Raw genomic sequence first — 22,587 nt, 5'->3', positions numbered from 1 at the left:
TCGCCTCCGCGCTGGCGAAGGTCTTGAGGCCGGGCTTGCTCTTGAACGGCTCCAGGCTCGGCGCAAAGGCGTCGCTCACCGCCGTCAGTTGGCAGCGCGAGATCTTTTTGTCGAGCAGGTAGCCACAATGGAACTTGCCGATGTTGCCGAGGCCAACGATGCCGAGACGGACGTGGTTCATTGGAAGTGATGCGTAATGCGTAAGGGAGGAGTCGAGCGCGGCGCGTGGAGGGAAGTATCTCAGCCGCCAGAAAGCAGCGGCAAGTCCTTTCTCGACGGGGCCGCAGCCGGCGCAGGATGTGCGCGAATGGATCGCACAGCCGCGGCGGGCGCGACCGCGCGGGTGGTTGATTACCGGCACCGGACGCGCGAAGCGCGACGCTTACTTCACCAGCTCGGCCAGCTTCGGCCCGATGGCGTCGGCCCAGATTTGGTAGCCCTTCGCGGAGAGATGCAGGAAGTCGGGCATGACTTCCTTGGTGAGCGTGCCGTCGGGTTCGAGGAACTTCGCGCCGATGTCGAGGTAGAACACGCTTTTGCCGTCGTCGAGCCTGGCGATGGTGTCGTTGACTTGCTTGAGCTTGTCGCGAGTCGGGTTGGGCATCGGCCCGCGCGGGAAGACCGCGAGCAGCAGTATCCGGGTGTGGGGCGTCTTCGAGCGGAGGTGCTTCACGATGGCGGTGATGCCCTTGGCGATGCCCTCGGCGGAGTCGGAGCCGGAGTTGTTGGTGCCGATCATGAGCACGGCGGCCTTGGGCGTGATGCCGTCGAGTTCGCCGTTTTGAATGCGCCACAGGACATGCTGCGTCCGGTCGCCGCCGATGCCGAAGTTGGCCGGCTTGTATTTGCCGAACGCGGCGTCCCAGATGGCCTTCTGGCCGCCCCAACCCGCCGTGATGGAATCGCCGAGGAAAACCACGTCCACGCCGCCGGCCTTCGCGGTGGCGACGAAGCTCTCGTGGCGCTTGATGAAATTGGCGTCGGGCTGGCCGTCCTTGCCGAACTTCGGCGCGGCGACATCGGGCGGTTGCGGCGCGGGCTTCGCGGCGGGCTTGGTGTCCTGCGCCGAAAGATTCAGCGCGAATGCGAGTGTGGCAAGCGTGAGGAGTGTCGTGTTGGTCTTCATGGGTGGAGTGACTTCGGCGTCCGGGTGTTCTGACGCGCGCTGGATGCGGAGATTCACGCCTCAGGACACGAGCCACACCGCGCCGTCGCGCACTTCGATGGTGAGCGGCTTGAGGCTCGCGCCGATGCACGGACCGCGGACGCAGACGCCCGTCAGCGGCTCGTAAGTCGCGCCGTGCGTCTGGCAGATGAAGTGCCGCCCATCCGTGGTGAAGAACCGGCCATCCGCATAATCGAGCGTGACGGGGATGTGCCGGCAGACGTTTTCAAAGGCGACGAAGTTGCCGTCGAAGTTCGCGACAAAACCGTCGCGCCGGATGCCATCGGCGTCCTTGTAGGTGAAGGCCCGCGTGACGCCGGGCGCAAGCTCGGCGGTCGTGGCGAGGCGTTGGTGGGGCATGGGGGAGCGAGTTCAGTATTCAGTGTTCAGTATTCGGAAGGGCCGTCGGAAGCGCAGGGAGAGCCTTGTGGACTGAACACTGAATACTCTCTCAAAGCCGGGCCACCAGCAGTTCGCGCTGGAAGATGAGCTCTTTCGGAAGGTGCGAATGGAGCTTCATGAAGAGTTCGTCCTGCAGGAGCAGCTCGCGCCGCCACTCCTTGATGTTGATGGTCTGCGCCTGGTCGAGTCGTTCGTGCGCGTCCGGCGGGAGTCCCTCGAGGTCAAAGCTGTGCGGGCCGGGCACCCATCCGAGCGGTGTTTCCTCGGCGTCGGCGCGGCCGCGGCATCGGTCCACAATCCACTTGAGCACGCGCATGTTCTCGCCGTAACCGGGCCACAGGAATTTGCCGGCGGCATCCTTGCGGAACCAATTCACGTGAAAGATGCGCGGCGGGAACTTGATGAGCTTGCGCATGCGCAGCCAGTGGCGGAAGTAGTCGCCCATGTCATAGCCGCAGAAGGGCAGCATCGCCATCGGGTCGCGACGGACCTGCCCGACCGCGCCGGTCGCGGCGGCCGTCGTCTCGGAGCCGAGCGTGGCACCGATGTAAACGCCGTGGATCCAGTAAAAGGCCTGGTAAACCAGCGGCATCGTGTCCGCGCGCCGCCCGCCGAAGATGATCGCGCTGATCGGCACGCCGCGTGGGTCGCTGGCCTCGGGGGCGAGCATCGGGTTGTTCGTCATGGGCGCGGTGAAGCGGCTGTTGGGGTGCGCGCACTTCTCCTTCGAGTCGGGCGTCCAACGGTTCCCGCGCCAGTCGAGGCACTCGGCGGGCGGCGGGGCATCGTGGCCTTCCCACCACACGGTGCCGTCGGGCTTGAGGCCGACGTTGGTGTAGATGGTGTCGCGCGCAATGGCGCGCATCGCGTTGGGATTCGTCTTCTCGCTCGTGCCGGGCGCGACGCCGAAATAACCGGCCTCTGGATTGATCGCGTAAAGCCGGCCGTCCGAGCCGGGCTTCATCCACGCGATGTCGTCGCCGACGGTCCAGACTTTCCAGCCCTTGAAACGCGGCGGAGGCACGAGCATGGCGAAGTTCGTCTTGCCACAGGAGCTCGGGAATGCGGCGGCCACGAAGGTCTTTTCACCCTCGGGCGACTCGAGGCCGAGGATGAGCATGTGCTCGGCAAGCCAGCCTTCGCGCTTGCCCTGATACGAGCCGATGCGCAGCGCGAGACACTTCTTGCCGAGCAGGACGTTGCCGCCGTAGTTCGAGCCAACGCTCGTGATGGCGTTGTCCTCCGGGAAATGGCAGATGAGGCGCCGCTCGGGATTCACGTCCAGCATGCAATGCAGGCCGCGGTTGAAGCCGGAGCCCGCGCCGAGTTGTTCCCATGCGACGCGGCCCATCCGCGCCATCACGCCCATGCTCAGCGCGACGTAGATGGAGTCGGTGAGTTCGACGCCGACCTTGGCGAGCGCCGAACCCGGCGGCCCCATCAGATAAGGCACGACGAACATCGTGCGGCCGCGCATCGCCCCATCGCACATCGCGCGGAGCCGCGCCTTCATCGCGCCGGGCTCGGCCCAGTTGTTCGTCGGGCCGGCATCCTCCTCGTAGTGCGTGCAGATGAACGTGCACTGTTCGACCCGCGCGACGTCGTTGGGATTGGACCGATGGTAGTAGCAGCCGGGCAGCTTTTCAGGATTAAGCTTGAGCAGGACGCCCTCGGCCACGGCGCGATCGAGCAATGCAGCGCGTTCCGCGGCCGAGCCGTCGCACCAGAAAACCCGGTCGGGCTTGCAGACCGCGACTTGCTCATCGATCCAGTCAAGGACGCAGCGGTTGGCTGGCTTGGTCGTTCCAAGTTCGCTCATGCACGCGATGGTTCGCCCCGGTGCGTGCTTTGGCAAGCGAACTCCCGGCCGCCGCGAGTGGATGGCCTGCACGCGGCAGGCCGGTGCTTCATCCGCAAACCACGTGCGGCCGCTTGCGTTGCACCATTGGCCCTCTTAGCCTGCGCGCCATGTTCAAGCGACCCGCCTGCATTGCGATCACCGCGTTCACCATTATGGCCACCCTCACCGCGCGCGCCGACAAGGTCGCGCTCGTCGCCGGGGGCGGCGACAAACCCGCGGACGCGCCCGCGACTGAAGTGAAGCTCGTCGCGCCGTTCGGCGTGGACTTCGACCGCGCTGGCCAGCTCTTCCTCGTCGAGATGGGGGGCGGCGAGCGCGTGCGCAAGGTGGATGCGAAGGGCATCCTGACCACGATCGCCGGCACCGGCCAGAAAGGTTTCGCGGGCGACGCGGGTCCGGCGGCGCAGGCCCAATTCAACGGCATGCACAACCTCGCCGTCGCGCCGAACGGCGACATTTTCGTCTCCGACACTTGGAACAGCCGCGTGCGGAAGATTGACGCGCAGTCCGGCGTCATCACGACGGTCGCGGGCACGGGCACGAAGGGATTCACCGGCGAGGGCGGCCCGGCAGTGAAAGCCGACTTCGGAAACATCTACTGCGTGTCGCTCGATCCGCAGGCCGAGAACCTCCTGCTCGCCGACCTCGACAACCGGCGCATCCGCGCCGTGAACCTCAAGACTGGCATCGCGCGCACGATCGCCGGCAACGGCCAGCGCGGCACGCCCGAGGACGGCGCCGAGGCCGCGAAGTCGCCGCTCGTGGACCCGCGCGCGGTTTGCGCGGACGCGAAAGGGACGATTTACGTGCTCGAACGCGGCGGACACGCCCTGCGGGCGGTCACGCCCGACGGCCGCATCCGCACCGTGGCAGGCACGGGGCAGAAGGGCCTGTCCGGCGACGGCGGCGAGGCGCGTCTGGCGACGTTGAACGGCCCGAAACACCTTTGCATGGACCACGACGGCAGCGTCCTCATCGCCGACACGGAGAACCACGTCATCCGCCGCTACTCGCCCGGCACTGAAAAGATCACGCGCGTCGCCGGCAGCGGAAGGAAAGGCACCGGGGGCGTCGGCGGCCCGCCCCTCGAACTCGAAATGAGCCAGCCGCACGGCGTCACCGTGCACCGCGACGGCACGCTTTTCATCACGGACAGCGGGAACCACCGCGTGTTGAAAATCGCGAAGTAGGCCGGACCACCTCGGCTCGCCGCGGCAGACCACGCCGCACTTGAACCCACGCACACCCGCCGCTACCGTCCGCGCCGATGATGATCGAGTTCACCAAGATGAACGGCGCGGGGAACGACTTCGTGCTCGTGGACAACCGCGGTGGAACGATCCGGCTGACACCCGGACAAGTCGCCCGCCTCTGCCACCGGCAACGCGGCGTGGGCGCGGACGGACTCTTCCTGCTCGTTCCATGCGCCTCGGGAAAAGCCGACTGGGCATGGGAATTCTACAACAGCGACGGCAGCTCCGCCGACATGTGCGGCAACGGCGCGCGGTGCTTTGGCCGGTTCGTGCAGCGGCTCACGGGCGCGGAGCGCGGGTTCACGTTTGAGACCGGCGCGGGCGTCATCGCGGCGAGTTTTGAAGGCGCGCGCGTCACCGTGAACCTCACGCCGCCCCACGGCCTGCGGCTCGGCGAAGCGGTCGCGCTCTCCACCGGTCCCGCCGTGATCCATTCACTCAACACCGGCGTGCCGCACGCCGTGGTCTTCGTGCCCGACGCCGACCGCGCGATGGTCCAGCAACTCGGCCACGAGGTGCGGTTTCATCCGCACTTCGCCCCGAAGGGCACGAACGTCAACTTTGTGCAGGTGCTCGGTCCCGGGCACATCCGCGTCCGCACCTACGAGCGCGGCGTCGAGGGCGAGACGCTTGCGTGCGGCACCGGAGTGAGCGCCTCGGCGATGATCGCGGCGCGGGTGCACGGCTTCACCTCGCCCGTCCGGGTGCAGGTGCAGGGCGGCGACTTGCTGGAAGTGCGCTTCAAGTCCGACGACGCCGGCTTCTCCGATGTGCATCTCACCGGTCCGGCCGAGTTCGTGTTCGAGGGCCGCGTCGAAGTCTGACCCGGCCCGGGGACCGGACTTGCGGCTTGCGCCCCCCGGCATTCGCACTATTCTCGCGGCCCATGAAATTCTATTCGACCCTCGCGGTTTATGTCGTCCTCGGCCTCGTGCTCGGCTGGGGGATGTATAAGGCCACCGTTTCACCCGGCGGATGGTGGATCCTCGGCGCGGTCGTCCTCGCCTACTGCATCGCGTTCGCCAAGATCGGCTGCCTCCCCAAGTCCGGTCATTGAGCCACGGCGCCGACGATCGCTTCCTGTCGTGAATGTCCCACGGGCAGGCCGCGTCGAGGGCTCAGTGTTTCCCGCCCCCAACCCATCGCCATGAAGAACACCGTCGCCATCCGATTCGCCGCCGCTGCCGCCCTCGCCGGCGCGCTGCTTTCCTTCGCAGCCTCGGCAGAGCAGGAAAAGCAAAAGCTCGACCCCGCCGAGAAGGCCAAACGCGACGCCGCCAAGGCCGAGCGCGAGAAGGCCGCGCAAGCACCGCACCCGTCCGGGCCCGAGGCCGCGCAGGCCGCGATGAAGACCTTCACCACGCCCGAGGGACTCGAAGCCACCCTCTGGGCGAGCGAACCACGCCTCATCAACCCCGCGTGCATGGACATCGATTCCCGCGGCCGCATCTGGATCGCCGAGGGCGCCAATTACCGCCGCTGGTCCAACCCGCCCCTCCGGCCCGAGGGCGACCGCATCCTCATCCTCGAAGACACCAATGGCGACGGAAAGGCCGACAAGTCCACCACATTTTATCAAGGCACCGACGTCAACAACGCGCTCGGGCTCTGCGTGCTCGGCAACAAAGTCATCGTCTCCTGCTCGCCGAACATCTTCGTCTTCACCGATGAGAATGGCGACGACAAGGCGGACAAGAAAGAGCTGCTCTTCACCAAGACCGGCCAGCCGCAGCACGACCATTCCGCGCACTCGTTCGTCTTCGGACCCGACGGCAAGCTTTACTGGAACTTTGGCAACACCGGCAAATCGGTCCACGACAAGGACGGCAACCCCGTGAAGGACGTCGAGGGCACCGTGGTCAACGACTCGCGCAACCCTTTCCGGCAGGGAATGGTCTTCCGCTGCAACCTTGACGGTTCCCAGTTCGAGGTGCTCGGTTGGAACTTCCGCAACAACTACGAGGTCGCCGTGGATTCCTTTGGATCGCTCTGGCAGTCCGACAACGACGACGACGGCAACAAAGGCGTCCGCATCAACTTCGTGATGGAATTCGGCAACTACGGCTACACCGAAGAACTCACCGGCGCGGGCTGGGGACAAGGCTGGAACAAGGCCAAGGCCAAGGGCGAGTCCGAGGACAACAAGATTCTTTACCAATGGCACCTGCACGATCCGGGCGTCGTGCCAAACCTCCTGCACACCGGACAGGGCTCGCCGACCGGCATCGCGGTGTATGAAGGCAACCTCCTCCCGGCTCCATTTCGCAACCAGGTCATCCACTGCGACGCCGGCCCGCGCACGACTCGCGCGTATCCCGTGACGAAATCCGGCGCGGGCTACACCGCCCAGAGTGTTGACCTGCTCACCAGCACCGAAACGTGGTATCGCCCCGCCGACGTGTGCGTCGCGCCCGACGGCTCAGTCTTCATCGCCGACTGGCACGACGCCGGCGTCGGCGGTCACAACATGGCCGACCGCGATCTCGCCACGATGACCGGCCGCATCTACCGCGTCGCCCCGAAGGGTCACAAACCCACCGTGCCGGCGGTCAACCTCAAGTCTGCGGCCGGGGGCGTCGCCGCGTTGCAGTCGCCCAACCTCGCCACACGTTACATCGCGTGGACCGCGCTCCACGGCATGCAAGGCAAGGCCGAGTCCGAGCTCAAGAAACTCTGGACCGGCACCGACCCGCGCCAGCGCGCCCGCGCCCTGCACCTGCTCGCGCGCATCAAGGGCATGGAAATGAAATACATCGAGGACGCCCTCAAGGACGCGAACGAAGACATCCGCGCCACCGGCCTGCGCATCGCGCGCGAGCGCGGCATGGACGTGCCCTCCACGGTGAAGAAACTCACCGGCGACGCCTCCGCCCTCGTTCGCCGCGAGTGCGCCATCGCGCTCCGACACAGCAAGTCGCCCGAGGCGCCGAAACTTTGGGCGCAGCTCGCGCTCAAGCACGACGGCAAGGACCGCTGGTATCTCGAAGCGCTCGGCATCGGCGCGGACAAGAATGAAGCCGCCTGCCTCGACGCCTGGCTCGCCGCCGTCGGCGACAAGTGGAATTCACCGGCCGGCCGCGACATCCTGTGGCGCTCGCGGGCACCGAAGGCCGCGACGCTCCTCGCAAAAATCGCCACCGACAAGACCACGACCGAGGCCGAGAAGGCCCGCTACATCCGCGCGCTCGATTTCATCCCCAAATGCAAGGAAAAGGACGACGCCCTCGCCGCGATCGCCCTTGGCGGGATTTGAACACGGTGCGCACGACGCGGGCGCCGCGGTCCAACTCACGCGGGGTGCGCACGTTTTTCATCGTCATGAAGCGACTGCTCGCCTTCGTCGTCGTCGTCCTCTTCGTCCCATCGACGCCCGCCCAGCAGCTTGATCCCGCGCGCGTCGAGACCATCATCGAGGCGCTCTCACGACTCGAACCCGCGCAGGTAACAGCCAACGAGCGCCTCCGCGACGCTCTCGACAAAGTCCTCGCCGCCACGCGCGGCACGGCCCGATTCGCGAAACTCGTCGAACAATTCAAGCTCGCCGACCAGCAGGCCGGGCTTCTCGAAGTCGCCTCGAAATTCCCCGCCGACGAGGCGGGCGTCACCGCCGCGCGACTCGTGCTCGCTGCGAAGGACACCACGGCGCTCGCCACGGCGCTCGCCTCCACCAACGCCGCCGCCGTCGTGCAGGCGCTCGGCAACACCGCCGACAAACAGGTGATCCCGCACCTGTTGCCGGTTCTAGCCAACGCGGACCGCGACGGGGCCGTGCGCCGACAAGTCGTGCGCGCACTCGCGCAAACGCAGGAGGGCGCGGCCGAATTGCTCAGGCTCGCGCGCGAGTCGAAGCTCGCCGAGGAACTGAAGTTCACCGCCGGCTCCGAACTCGCCGCCACGCGCTGGCCCGCAATCAAGGCCGAGGCCGCGAAACTCCTGCCGCGCCCGCCGTCGCTGACTGCGCAGCCGCTTCCGCCCGCAGCCGAGCTGCTGAAAATGGCGGGCGACGCGAAACGCGGCGAGGCCGTGTTCTTCCGGGAGGCCACCCAGTGCGCCAAGTGCCATGTGGTGAACGGGCGCGGACAGGACTTCGGCCCCGCGCTCTCCGAGATCGGCGCCAAGCTCGGCCGCGACGCGCTGCTCGAAGCCATCCTCGACCCAAGCGCGGGCATCTCGATGGGCTTCGAGGCGTGGACGCTCCTGCTCAAGGACGGCGAGGACGCGTTCGGTCTCATCGTGAGCGACGCCGCGGACGAGGTGGCGATCAAGTCCGTGGGCGGGCTGGTGACGCGCTACAAAACGTCCGGCATCAAGAGCCGCGCGCAGGCCAGACTCTCGATCATGCCCGCGGGTTTGCAGCAAACCATGACCACGCAGGAACTCATGGATCTCGTGGAGTATCTCGCCTCGCTGCAGAAGGCGTCGAAGTGATTCCATGAAACCGCGCGGGGAGATCCCGGTCAACCGAACCTGCGCAGCACCGGTCCCACGCCGGACGTTTCAGACCGACTTTGCACCGCGATGCGCGTTCTAATCGCAGGGATTTTCCACGAGACCCACTGCTTCGTGGAGGGCACGACGCCGCTCGCGGAATTCCAGGCGCGGCGCGGCGCGGAACTGCTCGCGTGCGAGGGCGACGCCTCGCCGTTCGGCGGCGTGCTCGAGTTCGCGCGCACGTCCGGCTGGACGGTGCTGCCCACGGTGGACTTCCGCGCCCCGCCGAGCGCCACCGTGGACGATGACGTCATCGAGGCGTGGTGGGGCGAATTTCGCGAACACGCCGGACCCGAGCTCGCGCGCGGCGTGGACGGCATCTACCTCGTGCTGCACGGCGCGATGACGTCGCAGTCATTTCCCGACGTGGAGGGTGAGCTGCTCGCGCGCCTTCGCAGGTTGCGCGGCGCGGAGCGCGTGCCGGTGTTTGGCGTGTTCGACCTGCACGCGAACTTCACGGCGCGCTTGGCCGCGCTCTCGAACTGCCTCGTCGCCTACCGTGAGAACCCGCACACGGACGCGCGCGCGTCCGCGGTGCGGGCGGCGGAACTGCTCGACCGCTGCCTCCGCACAGGCCGCGTGCCGCGGATGATGTTCGAGCATCCGCCCATCATCTGGCCGCCGACGGGCACGGGCACGCAGACCGAGCCCATGCGCAGCCTCGAGGCGATGGCGCGCCGCCTCGAACAGGAGCATCCGCATTTCTGGGCCGTGAGCGTGTCCGCCGGATTCGCCTTCGCCGACACGCCGGAAACGGGCGTGAGCTTCTGCATCTCAACGACCGGCTCCGATGCGGAGGCGCGCGCCGCGCTGGGCGGACTCTGCGAGTTTGCGCTGCGCCACAAGGCCGATGGAAATGTCACCGACCCGCCCCTGGAGGAAGTGATGCGGCGGATTCTCCCGTCGGGCGGGGGACTGACGGTGCTCGTCGAACCCTCGGACAACATCGGTGGCGGCGCGCCCGGCGACGGCACGGGCATCCTGCGCGCGCTGGTGAGTCATCGCGTGAAGAACTGCGCCGTGTGCCTGAACGATCCCGAGGCGGTCGCCCACCTCGCGACGCGCCCGCCGGGCGACACACTCACGCTCGCGGTTGGCGGCAAGGGCAGCCGGCTGGACGCGGGTCCGCTTTCGCTCAGCGTCGAGTTCGTTTCGCATCGGGGCGGCCGCTTCGAACTCGAGGACAAGAACAGCCACCTCGCGTCCATGTGCGGGAATGCGTTCGACATGGGCCCGTGCGCCGTGGTGAGGCACGAGGGCGTCACGATCCTGCTCACGAGCAGGCGGACGCCGCCGTTCGACCTCGGCCAATGGCGCAGCCAGGGGATCGAGCCGTCGCTGCTCTCGATCATCGGCGTGAAGGCCGCGGTCGCGCACCGCCGCGCCTACGACAAGATCGCGGCGCGCATGTTGTGGGTGGACACGCCGGGCCCGTGCAGCAGCAATTTGAAGTCGCTCCCGTTCCGAAAAGTGCGCCGGCCGGTGTATCCGCTCGACGATTGAGGCTGATGATTGCGAGGTCCGGAGCCGGATCGCGGCCCCCATTCTGCATTGGAAAGAAAAAATCCCCGTCCCCTTTTCGAGGACGAGGATGCTTCTTCGCTCGCAGCTTCGGAGCGAAGACGAGGATGAGCGTTACGCGAAGAGCTTCGTGACGGCCTTCGCCTTCACCAGCTCGCGGGGCTGGTTGAGGTGATTCATCACGATGGTCTCCGGGTCAATGCCGAAGCTGTGGTAGATGGTCGCGAGGATTTCGATCGGATGCACGGGATCCTCGACGGGCGCGGAGCCGGTCTTGTCGGACTTGCCGTGGACGTAGCCGCGCTTGATGCCGGCGCCGCCGATGACGGAGGTGTAGCAATACGGCCAGTGGTCGCGGCCGTTCGCATCGTTGCCGTTGCCGGAAGTGCTCACCCCTTTCTGCGGGCTGCGGCCGAATTCGCCGATGGCCACGACAATCGTCTCGCTGAGCAGCCCGCGCTGGTCGAGGTCCTCAAACAGTGCCGAGAGGCCGGTGTCGAGCATCGGCGCGCTCTGCTTTTTCATCCGGTCGTTGAGGCCGACGTGAACGTCCCACGAATGATTGTCTGAGTTCGCGACCTTGGGCCAGATGAGCTCGACGACGCGCGTGCCAGCCTCGACGAGGCGGCGGGCAAGGAGGCAGCTTTGCCCGAAGGTGTTCCGCCCGTAGCGGTCGCGGAGCTTGTCAGGTTCCTGATTGAGGTCGAACGCCTCGCGGGCGCGGCCGCTCACGATGAGGCTCATGGCCTTTTTGTAGTAGTCGTCGAGGTTGTAGGTCTCAACGGCCTTCTCGATCTCGGGCATTGCGTCGCTGATGTCGTTGCGCAGGCTGGCGCGGCGTTCGAGGCGGGCGGCGAACATGTCGGGACGCAGATTGAGGTCGTCAATCTTGATTTTGTCCATCTTGCCCATGTCCATGTCGTCGCCATCGGGGAAGAGCGTGTAGGGATCAAACGCCTTGCCGAGGAAGCCGGCGTTGCCGCCCTTGCCGACGACGTTGGATTCCTGCAACGGACGCGGGAATTGGACGAACGGGAGCATCGGCACCTCGGGCGGCTTGAGGCGGATGATGTTGGAGCCGAAGTTCGGGAAGTCCTTCGGGCTCGGCGGCTCGAGCTGGCCGGACGGGCTGACTTTGTCGGTCGTGTAACCGGTCATGATCTGGTAGATGGCCGCGGTGTGGTTGAAGAGCCCGTTGGGCGTGTAGCTCATCGAGCGGATCATCGTGAACTTGTCGTTCACCTTCGCGAGCTTGGGCAGCAACTCCGTGAACTGCACCCCGGGGAGTTTGGTGGGGATGGAGCTGAACGCGCTCTTGACGTTGTCGGGCACGTTGTCCTTCGGGTCCCACAGGTCGAGGTGCGACGGACCGCCCTGCAGGTAAATCATGATGACGCTCTTGGCCTTGTTCCAGCCGCGGCCGCCCGTGGACGGGTTGGCGACGGATTGGAGCTTGAGCACGCCACCGAGCGAAAGCCCGAGCAGGCCGGAGCCGCCGATGCGGAGCAGGTCGCGGCGGGTCATTCCGAGGTGACGGTCACAGAGGTCTTTGCCGAGTTCGCCTGGGATGCGGATCATAAGGGTGCTTTGTTGCCTAGTTTTGTAACGCTGCTTTGACGTGATTGCAAGGGATTGAATTTAACCGCGGATGGACACGGGGGAAGCCGGATCGGGCTCCCAGGTCCGACACGGTTTCGGTTCGGTGGCCGTGTGTGTCCGCGCGTGGTTGAAAATCACCGGTTAAACAGGAACGCCGGGTTGTTGATGAGCGCCCACGCGAGGTCCTGCGCGCCGATGAGGCGCTGCTGCTCGACGTGCTTGGTGCTGAGCTCGGAGGCGCGCTTGAGTTGCGCGAGCTTCGGATCGGGCGACAGCGGTTCGGCGAGGCGCTTCACGGAGTCCTGCAGTTCCTTCAAGAGCGGATCAATCGGCCGCGGCTTCTTCGCTTCGGCGAGTTCCTTGTTGCGCTTGGCGAGTTCGGGATCGCTGCCGCGCACGAATTTCTCCAGCGCGTCCTTCTGCTCCTTGGCGCGCGCATCGGGCGCGACCACGAGAATGGCGCGCAGTTCCTCGGACTGGCTCAAGCCGGGCGTCTTCGCATCCGTGGTTGAGATCCGGAAGCGACCGAGCGTGTAGCCCTTTTCCTCGCCTCCGTTGAACTGCTGCGTGAGCGTGAAGGTCAGCGTGCCGCCCGCCGTATTCGTCAGCGGCGTCTTCAATTCGTAGGTCGCCCAGTGGGTCGAGCCGCCGTTGGGCGCGATGGCCCAGCCGGTCTGCCGGTTGTTCTGCCCGTCGATGGACTTGGCGACCTCGAAGTTCTCCTGGCTGAAATCCGCAAGCGCCTTGGTGAGGTCGAGCTTCTTCGTGTCCTCCGGCTTGCCGCCTGTCGGCGCGAACGTCACGGCGATTTCATTGAGCACAAAGTTGCCGTCCGGCGCGCGACCGGGGCCGCCCTTGGGGAACTTCTTGTCCGCGAGCGCCTCGACGCGCAGCGCCGCGAGCACGCCGGGTTGCGCGTCCGACGTGACGGTGTAAACCGCGCGCGGAATCTTGCCTTCGGTGACGACAATGGATTTGTCGTCCTCTTGCTTGAGCTTGAGGTCGCCGGTGGACTTGGCGGACTTCGCGGCGATGGCCTTCCACGCGACCTTGAGGTCCTGCTTCTTCTCGAACTCGACCGCGCGCTTCGGAAAATCCTGCTCGTTAAAGCGCTTCAACTCCGCCTCGGCCTTCGCGACGCGCTCCTTTTGTTCCTGATCGAGCTTCGCCTCGCGCGGGGCGATCTCCTTTTCGTAGTCCGCGAGGTCCACCTTGGCATCGGCAAGGTCGGTGGCGCGTTGCGTCTCGCGCTTCTTCTGGAGGCCGGGGAAGACCTGCTCGTAGGCGGAGAGCTCCTTGGTCACACGCTCGTGGTCGGGCTTGATGAGCGACCAGTTCTTGAGTGTCGCGTCAATTTCGCCGGGCTTCGCGGGTCGGTTGAGCACACGCAGGAATACCTCGTGGATGAGCGCGCGGTCGTCCTTCACATCGGCGACAAGCTTGGCGATGGCATTGTCCGCGGCGCTCACGGCGTCGCCGACGGTCGCGCCGGAGATGAGCGCCATCACGGGCCCGAGCTGGATGTCGCTCGAGCGTTCGCACTCGCACGCGGATTCGCGCGGCGGCTTGCCCATGGTCGCGAAGAAGCCGTCGGGTAGTTTCACCGCGTCCGCCAGCGCGGCGGCGCGCGTTCCAGCGGGCACGCCCGGGATGTTCGACTTCGCGCCGGTGACCTTGTAGATGCTGTCGAAAAGCACCTCGGCCGGCAGGCGTCGCGCGGTGGCGTGGCTGAAGTTGACCTTGTCGTCGGCGTTCCACTTGTGTGTCACGACCGAGAGTTGGTAGGTGCGCGACTTGGTGATGAGCTTCATCAAGTGACGCGTGTCGAATCCGCTCTTGAGGAACTCCTGCGTGAGGTAGTCGAGCAGTTCGGGATTGCTTGGCGGGTTGCCCGCGCGGATGTCGTCGAGCGGTTCGATGATGCCGACGCCGGTGAGGTAGCCCCAGATGCGGTTGGCGAAGCTGGTGGCGAAGTAGCGGTTGTCCTTCGCGGTGATCCACGCGGCGAGCTGTTCGCGACGCGACGGCTTTTTCTCGGCCTTTGCCCCGGGGCCGCACGTGGCGGGATACGGGAACTGCGGCGGCGTTTCCTTGCCGGTGCGCTCGTGTTTCACTTCGCCGCTGGTGGAGTCCTCGACGATTTCATAGAGCGGCTTGCCGCCCTCGACCGCCGTGCCGCCTATCTGCCTGTCTCCCGCGGCGGGGTCCTTCTTCAGCCCGACTTGCGCGAAGTAGGCGGCGGTCTGGTAATACTGGTCCTGCGTCCAACGCTCGAACGGATGGTCGTGGCACTTGTTGCAGTTGAAGCGCGTGGCGAGGAACAGGTGCGTCGTGTTCTCCATGATGTCCTCGGGCTTGCGGAGAATCTTGTAGTAGCTCGCGGGCGGGTTGTCCTTGTTGGAGCCGCTTGCGGTGATGACTTTGCGCGCGAATTCGTCGTAGGGCGTGTTCTTCGCGACTTCGTTGCGAATCCAGTCGCGGAAGGCCTTCGCGCCCTCCGCGCCGAGGAACTTCGAGTTCACCTGCAAGAGGTCGGCCCACTTGTTGGACCAGTGGTCCACGTAGTCGTCTCCGCCGACGAGCCTGTCCACGAGCGCGTCTCGCTTCTCGCGGGTCGGGCGCGTGTCGGCGAGGAAGGCCCTCACCTCGTCCGCGCCGGGCGGCACGCCGGTGAGGTCGAGATACACGCGGCGGATGAACTCGTCGTCGGTGCAAAGCCCGCTCGGCTGGATCTTCATCCGCAGCCACTTCGCGGCGGTCAGTTCGTCAATCTTGTTCCATTTCTCGGGCTCGCTCCACGCGAAGCCGTCGCGGTCGCCCATCACGGTCACGGTCGTCGCGGCGTAGGCGCCCTCGAAGCGCGCGAGCATCGCGGCCTCGCCCCGGCGCAGCGTGCTGACCACGCCGTGCGCGTCGGCCTTGGCGATGTCCTGATTGCTGCTCTCGACGAAGGCGAGGGTCGTCACGTCGCGCGTCGAGCCGTCGGCATAAGTGGCCACCACCCGCATCTGCTGGCGCGAGCCGACGCGCTGCACGACGGGGTTTTGAGGGGAGAGCTCGATCTTCGCGACGCGCGCGGACTGCTCGTCGAGCTTCGCGCCGGCGCCGATCCATTCGCGGATGATGCGGTAGTTGAGGTCGCCGGGTTCGATGACCTTCGCGCCGACGTGCGGCACGGCGGCGGTGGGTTTGAGCAGCATCAGCGAGTCGTCGGGCGAGGCGACGTTGGCGCGGCGCGAGGCGAGTTCGTCGGTGAACGCGCGGACGTCGTAGTTCGCGTCGTAGCCACGGAGCGAGAGTTTGAAGCCGTTCTTGCCTTCCTTGGAGCCGTGACAGGTGCCTTGGTTGCACCCGGCTTTGGTGAGCACGGGGTTCACGTCGCGGATGAAGTCGGTGTCGAGTTGTCTCTCGATTCCGGAAACTTTGACCGGGATGCTGACGCTCTTGCCGCCGAGGCTGGCCTTGACGGATGTGGAGCCGTTGGACTTGGCGCGGACAACGCCCGTCGCCGTGACGTCGGCCGTGCGCGAGCTGCCGATGTCGAGCTTCGCGATGCGCGTCACGTCCACCGTTTCGCCGTTGCTGAGCCGCGCGGAGATGAGCACCTGCGCGCTGTCGGTCCATTTCGCGATCGCGAGGGTCTTGGGCTCGGCTTCGAGCGCGATCACTTTCACGCCGGGGGGAAGTTTCTCCTGCCCGGCCTCGGTCTTTGCGGTGGCGGGCGCGGCGTCGGGCTCGAACTTCTTCACCGCGAGCGCCTTCGTGGCTTCGCTGACTTTCACGGAGAGGAACTCGCCCTTGCGCGAGCCGTCGGCTGTGTTGAACAGGCGCACGACACCGTCGGAGCCGGCGGCGGCGGTGGTCTTGTTGTCCGGCGAAATCGCCACGGCGAACACGCCCGCGTCCACCGGGGTCTTGAAGAGTTTCTTCGCGATGCTGTCCTTGTATTTGGCGATGGCGGCCTGGTCCTGCGCATTGCGGCTCGCGGGAATCTTCTTCATCACGTTCGCCATGTCGGTGGTGATGGGGTTGGTGCTGCTGGTGTAGGTGGTGGCGAATACGTCGCCCTTGCCGTCGAGCGCGGAGCCCGCGGCGATCACGCTGCCATCGCGGCTGAACACGACCGAGTAAACGCGGCCGAGCATCGGCTCGAGCGGGAAGATGCCATTGGAGTCATCGCCAATCTGCCGCGCGGTGGTGCGAAAGATCTGGTAAACCTTCGCGATGCCGTCGGAGCCGCCGAAGACGATTTCCTCGCGCCTGGGGTGATGCGCGACGGCGTGGATGCCGCCCTTGAGGGCGTTGGGCGTGATGCTCGTGATGTTGTCAATGAACCGCTGCGTGGCGACCTCGGTGAGCTTCGAGGTCATGTCGCGGCTCACGGAGATGATGTGGTCGCCTTTGGCGTTGAACGTGGTGTCGAGCACCCAGTCGCTGTGCGCGCCTTGAAAGACAACTTCCTTGCCCGTGTCGCTTTCGATGGCGCGGACGGAGTTGTCGCCGCAGCCGAAGGCGATGAGCTTGCCGTCGGGCGACCAGTTCGCGCCATAAACGGTGTCGTAAGTGACGGGCACCGAGAGGAGCAGCTTGCGCTTTTCCACGTCCCACACCTGCACCTCGCCCATGCGGCCGGGCAATCCACCGGCAACGGCGAGCTTCGTGCCGTCGGGGGAAAAGCGCACGGACTCGATGCGCTCGCTCAAGCCGACGAGCCGGGCGACGAGTCCGGAGCCGTCGGCCTTGTGAAGGAGCACTTCGTGGAACCCCGGCACCGCGAGCAACTGGCCGTCCGCGGAGTAGTCGAGGGAGGTGATCACCGGCGGCAGGGAATACACGGGCGGATGATTTGCGTCGTAACGCTCTTTCGCGTTCGCGGGCGTGTCGTCCACTGCGCCCTGCGCAATCCAGTTGCGGATGAGCTCGATCTCGGCGGCGTGCAGCGGCTTCCTGCCCTCGGGCATCTCGGCCTTGCCTTCCACGGGCGTGATGAGCTTAAGGAGGTTCGACTTGTCCGGCGATTTCGCGACGATGGCCGCGAGCCTGGACTCGCCGCCGGCAAGCAGTTTCTTGAAGTCCGTCATCACGTAACTGCCCTTGACCTTGGCCGGCTGGTGACAGCCCTGGCAGTTGGCCTGGAACACGGGGCGGACCTCCTTGTAATAGCTGACCTTCTTGGCGGCTTCCTTCTTCGCGGGCGCGCCGAAGGCCGGGGCCGTGGCGGCCATGGCGGCGAGCAGGATTGCAAATGGTGCGAGCTTCATAAGTTCAATGTCACTCCGGTGAACAGCCAAGAAAAGACGCCCGTGCGCCAATCGGAATTCTAGCCGGTTTGGTGATTGTTCATAGCACACCCCGGCGCGGCGTGGAACAGGGAATTCGCGCGCTCCGCCGGCACGTTGACACTGCCGGGAGGCGTTGATATTTTCCGCGCGCAAAAGCGAATGGGCATCTACCTGAACCATCAAGTGCTCGTGCTCAACCGGCTCTGGCAGGCGGTGAACGTCTGCTCGGCCCGGCGCGCGCTGACGCTGTTGTTCCAAGGCCACGCCGAGGTCGTCGTCGGCGACGATGACGGCGCGTTTGAGACCTTCGACTTTTCGGAGTGGCGTGATTTTTCAGAACGCGAACCGCACGCCGAGTCCATCACCACGGTGTCCTTCCGGATTCGCGTTCCGCGCGTGATCATGCTGATGGTGTTCGACAAGCTCCCGCGCAAGGAGGTCAAGTTCACGCGGCACAACATCTTCGAGCGCGACCGCAATACGTGCCAGTTTTGCGGTCAGATCTTCGACCGGAAGGATCTGAACCTGGACCACGTCATCCCGCGCGACCGCGGCGGGCCAACGACGTGGGAGAACATCGTCTGCTCGTGCATTCCGTGCAACACGCGCAAGGGAAACCGCACGCCGGCGGAGGCGGGGCTGCGGCTGATCCGGAAACCCAAGCGCCCGAAGTGGCGGCCGTTCGTGCAACTGAACGTGAGCTTGGAATGCCACGAAAGCTGGAAGCACTTCCTCGACCTCGCCTACTGGAACGTGGAGTTGGGAGAACAGTGACGCCTGCCTGACGCGTGCCCGCACGCGCCGTCCGGCATCGCTACCGGACCTTCGCACCCGCCGAGTCGATCATCGCCCAGAACTGCGGATTCTCCTGCAAGGCCTCGTCTTCGCCCGTCGGAAGGCTCGACCGGTAGAGGAAATCCTTGAGCGTATTCCGGCTCAGGATGCGATGCACAACGACGCCAAGCGGGTGACGCTCGAAGTAAATGCGGTAGTCGCCGACCCGAAAGCGGTGGAGAACGTGCCCCTGGCGTTCCAACCGGCCGAAGTGCTGGAGTTCCGTCCCCATCACTTCATCGGGCAGGCCCCGAAAATCGCCGAGGATCTGCAACTGGAGCTCCTTCGGCATGCGAGCCAGTTCGGCGGCGCTGGTCGGATTGAAGATGATCTGGAACTGGCGCATCCGAAATCAGTTTTGAGTTCCGAGTTCCAAGGTGGATTGCCGGGAGGTTCACGGGCGAAAACCCGAATCTCCAAACCCGGAATTCGAACCCGCGGAGCTGGTAGCCCGTATGGGAATCGAACCCATCTTTCAGCCTTGAGAGGGCCGTGTCCTAGCCGATAGACGAACAGGCCGGCTGAACCAGCGCGCGGATGCTAGTGTTGGGTCGAGTGTGCTGTCAACCACGCGCAACAAAAAAGCCGCCCGTTTCCGGGCGGCTTGAAGAGAGCAGGTATCCCTAGTCGCGACGACGGCGCAGGAACAATCCCGCGGCACCGAGCAACCCAAGCGTCATGAGACCGGGCTCGGGAACAAGTGCGACGGAAAATGACGGGTGGAGGTTCACAGTCGCGGTAACCACAGTCGGAGGTGTTCCGGGAATAGTTCCTCCCAAGACGAAACCGGAAGTCTGGACGGTTCCGCCCAACCCGACAATCGCCGACTCGCCAACCTTGCGGCCCGCCGCGACTGCAGCTTCGTAGGAAGTAATGGTCCCACCAACATTGTCCCAAGCTTTCAGTTGATACGCACCCAAGGAGCCGGCGTTGAGCGAGGCGCTCGTGACGGAAACATCCCCCGCGTTAATGATGCCCGTGCCGTCGATAAAATTGGCACGCGACCCGATGGCTGCGAGTGAGCCGGCGCTCGCTCCCGCATAAATCTGCGCCGAGAACCCCGAGCCGAGGGGAGTCACGCCACCCGTGTCATACACGACACCAAGGAGCGAATTACCGGCGTTGAAGTTGAAGAATGTGACAACGTAGTCGGCCCGCGCGGAAGCAGCCACAAGGAGGACTGAAGCGGCGAGGGAGAGGCGATGGATCAGTTTCATAGGCTTGGAAGTTTGCGAATTACTGGTTGACGGAGAAAACGCGGGTCCAACTCACGGGAGTCGCGCGGTTGACGAAAAAGGCTTCGCCGACATCCACACGAGGCTCGTTGCCACCCCAACCCGCGAAGTAGAAGGAGCTCGAATACTGCTGGTTGGTGGGGTTGAAGCGATAGACGGAATTCCCGTTGGCCACGGGCAGGCCGAGCACCGTCTCGACTTCGCCGGATTGCGGAACTTGGGAACTCGCGATCCAGAAGCCGGCGGGGAGGGACGTGGTAAGCGTTCCCTGCTGGACGTTGCCGACGAACGTGATCGTGATGTTCGTCCCAACGGGATTACGGATGAAGAATCCTTCGCCGGGAACGACGGTGAAGTTTGGAACCCAGGTTCCGAAGAAGAAGCTGCTTGAGAAGCTTGTCCCGTCAAACTTGTAGATTGCGGTGCCATTCGGAACGCTGCCCGCGGGCAGAAGCGCGTTCAACGTGTTGGTCGGCGCGTTGAGCGGGTTCGAGATGAGTGAGAAGCCCGGAAGCAGGGTCTTGTTGACGAATCCCACGGCGTTGACCGAATAGACCGTGCCTTGCGCGAACGCTGAGGTTGCGGCACCGAGAACCAGTCCTGCGACGAGAAGCGCTTTGGCCTTCATGTGGTGTTTTCCTTTTGTCGTGTGCGGTGCGAACATCGCAGCCGGCTTTCGAGCCGTCAACAGTTTTTTTGTCAGGATTTCTCTGTAGACAGGGCACTTGCAAGGCAGCGGGTGGAACCGTGTCCCGACGACGTCCGGACGTGTCGCAAGTCCCGATAATCGCCCCAAATCCAGCCAGTTTCGCCCGCCTAGGTCGTATCGGCGGCGACAACCACCTTGAGTGAATCCACCGAGGGATTTGCGGCCAGTCGCACCGCGTCGGCCGTCCGCGCCAATGGAAAGCGGTGGGTCACCAACCCTCGAACGTCGAGCCGGCGGGAGAACACCAGCCGGGCGACCTCCTTCTGCAAGGTCACGTCCGCCGAGTAGCTCCCGACCAGGGACCTTTCATCCACACAGACTGCCGCGGGGTCCACGCCAATCGCAGAACCCCGTTGGGTGTGCGCGAAGAGCATCACCGCGCCGCCCCCGCGGACAAGTTGCAGGGCGCGGGTCACGAGCGCGTCCACCGGAACCGCCAGCACGGCCGCGTCGAGGCCGTTGCTGGCCGTCGCAAGGTCCAGTTGGGTTTCGAAATCCGGGTCGTCCGCGCCCAGGACTAAGCGCGCGCCGAACTTGGCGGCAAGGGCGAGGCGCGCTTCCGCACGATCGCTTGCCAGCACGCGGATGCCGCGCAGCGCGAGCAGCCGGGTGAACAGCAGCCCGATCGGCCCCTGGCCTGCCACCCACACGGAGTCGCCGCGCTGCAAGCTGAGCCGGTGGACGGCCTTGAGCACGGTGTTCACCGGTTCGAGCATCGCGCCCTCGTCGAACGTGTTTCGGGGCGGCACCTTCACCACGCCGGGCAGGCAGAACGGCAGGACGCGCACGAACTCCGCATAGCCGCCGCCCGCCGGTTCGAAGCCCGCGGTAATGCCGGTCCGCTTGTATTGCGCGCACTGGGCAAACGCGCCGTGCCGGCACGCGTGGCAATCGAGGCAGGGCACGTGGTGATGAAGCGCCACGCGGTCGCCCTCGCGCAAGCCGCGCACCCGCGCGCCGACCCTGACGATGGTGCCGGACGTTTCGTGCCCGAACACACGCGGCGGCGCGACGGTCCCGTGCTGGATTTTTTTGATGTCCGTCGGGCAGACGCCGCACACCGCGACGCGCACGAGGATTTCAGCCGAGGTGATCCGCGGCACGGGAAGGGTTTCGAGGCGCAGGTCGTTCACGCCCCGGTAAACGACGGCGCGCATCACCTTGGGCAGCTTGAACACGGCGCGGATAGAACACAGCCGCGGTGACGCCCGCAAGCCGGCAAATCGGCCGGGGGATTCGTGCGGAGAACGAGCGTGAACCGGGGCCGGCTGGCGGGACGCCCGTCCCGCTACTGCTTCTCGTAGAGTCGCGCCAGTTCGAGCAGGACGGCCTCAAGCTGCTTGAAGTAATCCTCGTCGCCCGCGCCCTGGCGGGACTCGCGCAATTTCGCAACCTGCAATTCGAGCGCGTCGCGTTTCATCCGCAACGCCGGTGGCATCTGCCGTTCCTTCGCGCTGCGCACGAGGTGAAACTGGTGCGCGCGCAACCCGTCGAGCGCCGCACCGTCGCTCGCCTTCTTCACCGCGCGCACGCCGCGAAACCAGTCGCCCGGCGTGCCGAGCCCGTCGCCGTTGTCGTCGAGCAGCGCGTGCTCGGTGGCGAGGCGGCCCTCGGACTTGTAGAACTCGGCCGTGCGGCTCGACGCGAGCAGGAACGCCTCGAGCAGCGAGGTCTGCCCGTCCTTGTCCAAGTCCGCCTGCGCGTCGAGCATCGCCTCGCCGAGATGCCGCCCGAAGCGTGCGAAGTTCACCTCGTTCCCGCTGCGCGTGGCGGTGATGACGACGCGACCGGGCGCGGCGAGCTTCGACATGAACGGCGCGCTCGCCGACGACGCATTGATGACTGCGACGGGCCGCTTGACCGGCTTGAGCCACGCGGCGAGGTCCGTCGCCGCGAGGTCGGGACCGGTGAGGTTGAACTTGGCGTCCTTGCTGTCGAACGTGCCGTGGCCGAGCAGCACGAGCCACAACTCGGCCGGGCCGTCCACGGGCTCGCTTTCGATCGCGGACTTGAGCAGCGCCAGATCGTTGGTCGAGGCCGAGGTGCCGGGGCCGATGCCGATGAACTTCGCGCCGGCCTCGCGCGCGGCCTTCGACCAGTTGGCCGCCCACTGCCCGAACTGATTCCCGAATTCCTCCTCGCCCGCGGCGCCGACGGCGACGATGACCGTGGGGTTCGCCTGCTGCGGCGCCACCGCGGCGGCGGCACAGGTGGCCGCCGCGAGCAGCGCCACGA

The 22,587-nt window shown here is 65.7% G+C and carries 17 protein-coding genes and 1 tRNA gene; 6 read left to right on the top strand and 12 right to left on the bottom strand.

Annotated elements, in window-relative coordinates; translation table 11 throughout:
* From FJ386_06685 to FJ386_06670, 4 genes are all read right to left on the bottom strand, one after another.
* Positions 1-181, bottom strand: a 181-nt coding sequence (locus FJ386_06685) for a gfo/Idh/MocA family oxidoreductase (GenBank protein ID MBM3876389.1), incomplete at its 3' end; no start/stop codon positions are given.
* Between the two features lie 201 nt (positions 182-382).
* Positions 383-919 carry a GDSL family lipase gene (locus FJ386_06680; protein ID MBM3876388.1) on the bottom strand — a complete coding sequence of 179 codons (537 nt, stop codon included), beginning with the start codon at positions 917-919 and terminating at the stop codon, positions 383-385.
* A 267-nt stretch (positions 920-1,186) separates the two neighbouring features.
* A complete protein-coding gene (locus FJ386_06675; GenBank protein MBM3876387.1) occupies positions 1,187-1,525 on the bottom strand; it encodes a Rieske 2Fe-2S domain-containing protein in 339 nt (112 codons plus the stop codon).
* A 91-nt stretch (positions 1,526-1,616) separates the two neighbouring features.
* Positions 1,617-3,386 carry a phosphoenolpyruvate carboxykinase (GTP) gene (locus tag FJ386_06670; GenBank protein MBM3876386.1) on the bottom strand — a complete coding sequence of 590 codons (1,770 nt, stop codon included), beginning with the start codon at positions 3,384-3,386 and terminating at the stop codon, positions 1,617-1,619.
* 149 nt (positions 3,387-3,535) lie between these two features.
* Between FJ386_06670 and FJ386_06665 the strand changes: the two genes are divergently transcribed.
* The 5 genes from FJ386_06665 (at position 3,536) to FJ386_06645 (ending at position 10,675) form a co-directional block, all read left to right on the top strand.
* On the top strand, positions 3,536-4,618 hold the full coding sequence (locus FJ386_06665) for a hypothetical protein (protein MBM3876385.1): 1,083 nt from the start codon (positions 3,536-3,538) through the stop codon (positions 4,616-4,618).
* Positions 4,619-4,695: 77 nt separating this feature from the next.
* The gene (locus FJ386_06660; protein MBM3876384.1) at positions 4,696-5,505 is read left to right on the top strand and encodes a diaminopimelate epimerase; all 810 of its coding nucleotides are present in this window, start codon (positions 4,696-4,698) and stop codon (positions 5,503-5,505) included.
* A 323-nt stretch (positions 5,506-5,828) separates the two neighbouring features.
* Positions 5,829-7,934 carry a hypothetical protein gene (locus FJ386_06655; GenBank protein ID MBM3876383.1) on the top strand — a complete coding sequence of 702 codons (2,106 nt, stop codon included), beginning with the start codon at positions 5,829-5,831 and terminating at the stop codon, positions 7,932-7,934.
* The gene (locus FJ386_06650; protein ID MBM3876382.1) at positions 7,883-9,109 is read left to right on the top strand and encodes a c-type cytochrome; all 1,227 of its coding nucleotides are present in this window, start codon (positions 7,883-7,885) and stop codon (positions 9,107-9,109) included. The genes FJ386_06655 and FJ386_06650 overlap by 52 nt, the downstream gene beginning before the upstream one ends.
* Positions 9,110-9,199: 90 nt before the next feature.
* Positions 9,200-10,675, top strand: coding sequence for a M81 family metallopeptidase (locus FJ386_06645; GenBank protein MBM3876381.1), 1,476 nt, complete (start codon positions 9,200-9,202; stop codon positions 10,673-10,675).
* Positions 10,676-10,807: 132 nt separating this feature from the next.
* Here FJ386_06645 and FJ386_06640 read toward each other — a convergent pair whose 3' ends face one another.
* The gene (locus tag FJ386_06640; protein ID MBM3876380.1) at positions 10,808-12,271 is read right to left on the bottom strand and encodes a DUF1501 domain-containing protein; all 1,464 of its coding nucleotides are present in this window, start codon (positions 12,269-12,271) and stop codon (positions 10,808-10,810) included.
* Positions 12,272-12,426: 155 nt separating this feature from the next.
* Positions 12,427-17,553 carry a DUF1553 domain-containing protein gene (locus FJ386_06635; protein ID MBM3876379.1) on the bottom strand — a complete coding sequence of 1,709 codons (5,127 nt, stop codon included), beginning with the start codon at positions 17,551-17,553 and terminating at the stop codon, positions 12,427-12,429.
* A 180-nt stretch (positions 17,554-17,733) separates the two neighbouring features.
* Between FJ386_06635 and FJ386_06630 the strand changes: the two genes are divergently transcribed.
* Positions 17,734-18,348: an HNH endonuclease gene (locus FJ386_06630; protein MBM3876378.1), complete on the top strand. Its 615-nt coding sequence runs from the start codon at positions 17,734-17,736 to the stop codon at positions 18,346-18,348.
* 40 nt (positions 18,349-18,388) lie between these two features.
* Here the strand turns inward: FJ386_06630 and FJ386_06625 are convergent, their stop codons facing one another.
* From FJ386_06625 to FJ386_06600, 6 genes are all read right to left on the bottom strand, one after another.
* Complete coding sequence (locus FJ386_06625; GenBank protein ID MBM3876377.1) at positions 18,389-18,754, bottom strand: hypothetical protein; 366 nt, start codon at positions 18,752-18,754, stop codon at positions 18,389-18,391.
* Positions 18,755-18,852: 98 nt separating this feature from the next.
* Positions 18,853-18,927 (bottom strand) — tRNA-Glu (locus FJ386_06620).
* Positions 18,928-19,031: 104 nt separating this feature from the next.
* A complete protein-coding gene (locus FJ386_06615) occupies positions 19,032-19,625 on the bottom strand; it encodes a hypothetical protein (GenBank protein ID MBM3876376.1) in 594 nt (197 codons plus the stop codon).
* Positions 19,626-19,644: 19 nt separating this feature from the next.
* A complete protein-coding gene (locus FJ386_06610) occupies positions 19,645-20,271 on the bottom strand; it encodes a hypothetical protein (protein MBM3876375.1) in 627 nt (208 codons plus the stop codon).
* Positions 20,272-20,459: 188 nt separating this feature from the next.
* Positions 20,460-21,530: a zinc-binding dehydrogenase gene (locus tag FJ386_06605; GenBank protein MBM3876374.1), complete on the bottom strand. Its 1,071-nt coding sequence runs from the start codon at positions 21,528-21,530 to the stop codon at positions 20,460-20,462.
* Between the two features lie 110 nt (positions 21,531-21,640).
* Positions 21,641-22,579, bottom strand: coding sequence for a hypothetical protein (locus tag FJ386_06600; GenBank protein ID MBM3876373.1), 939 nt, complete (start codon positions 22,577-22,579; stop codon positions 21,641-21,643).
* Positions 22,580-22,587 lie beyond the last annotated feature (8 nt).

This window comes from Verrucomicrobiota bacterium (assembly GCA_016871675.1).
In the GTDB taxonomy this organism is placed as follows: Bacteria; Verrucomicrobiota; Verrucomicrobiia; order Limisphaerales; family VHCN01; genus VHCN01.
The sequence above is the reverse complement of the archived record's forward strand: the minus strand, read 5'-3'. Positions and strand labels throughout refer to the sequence as shown.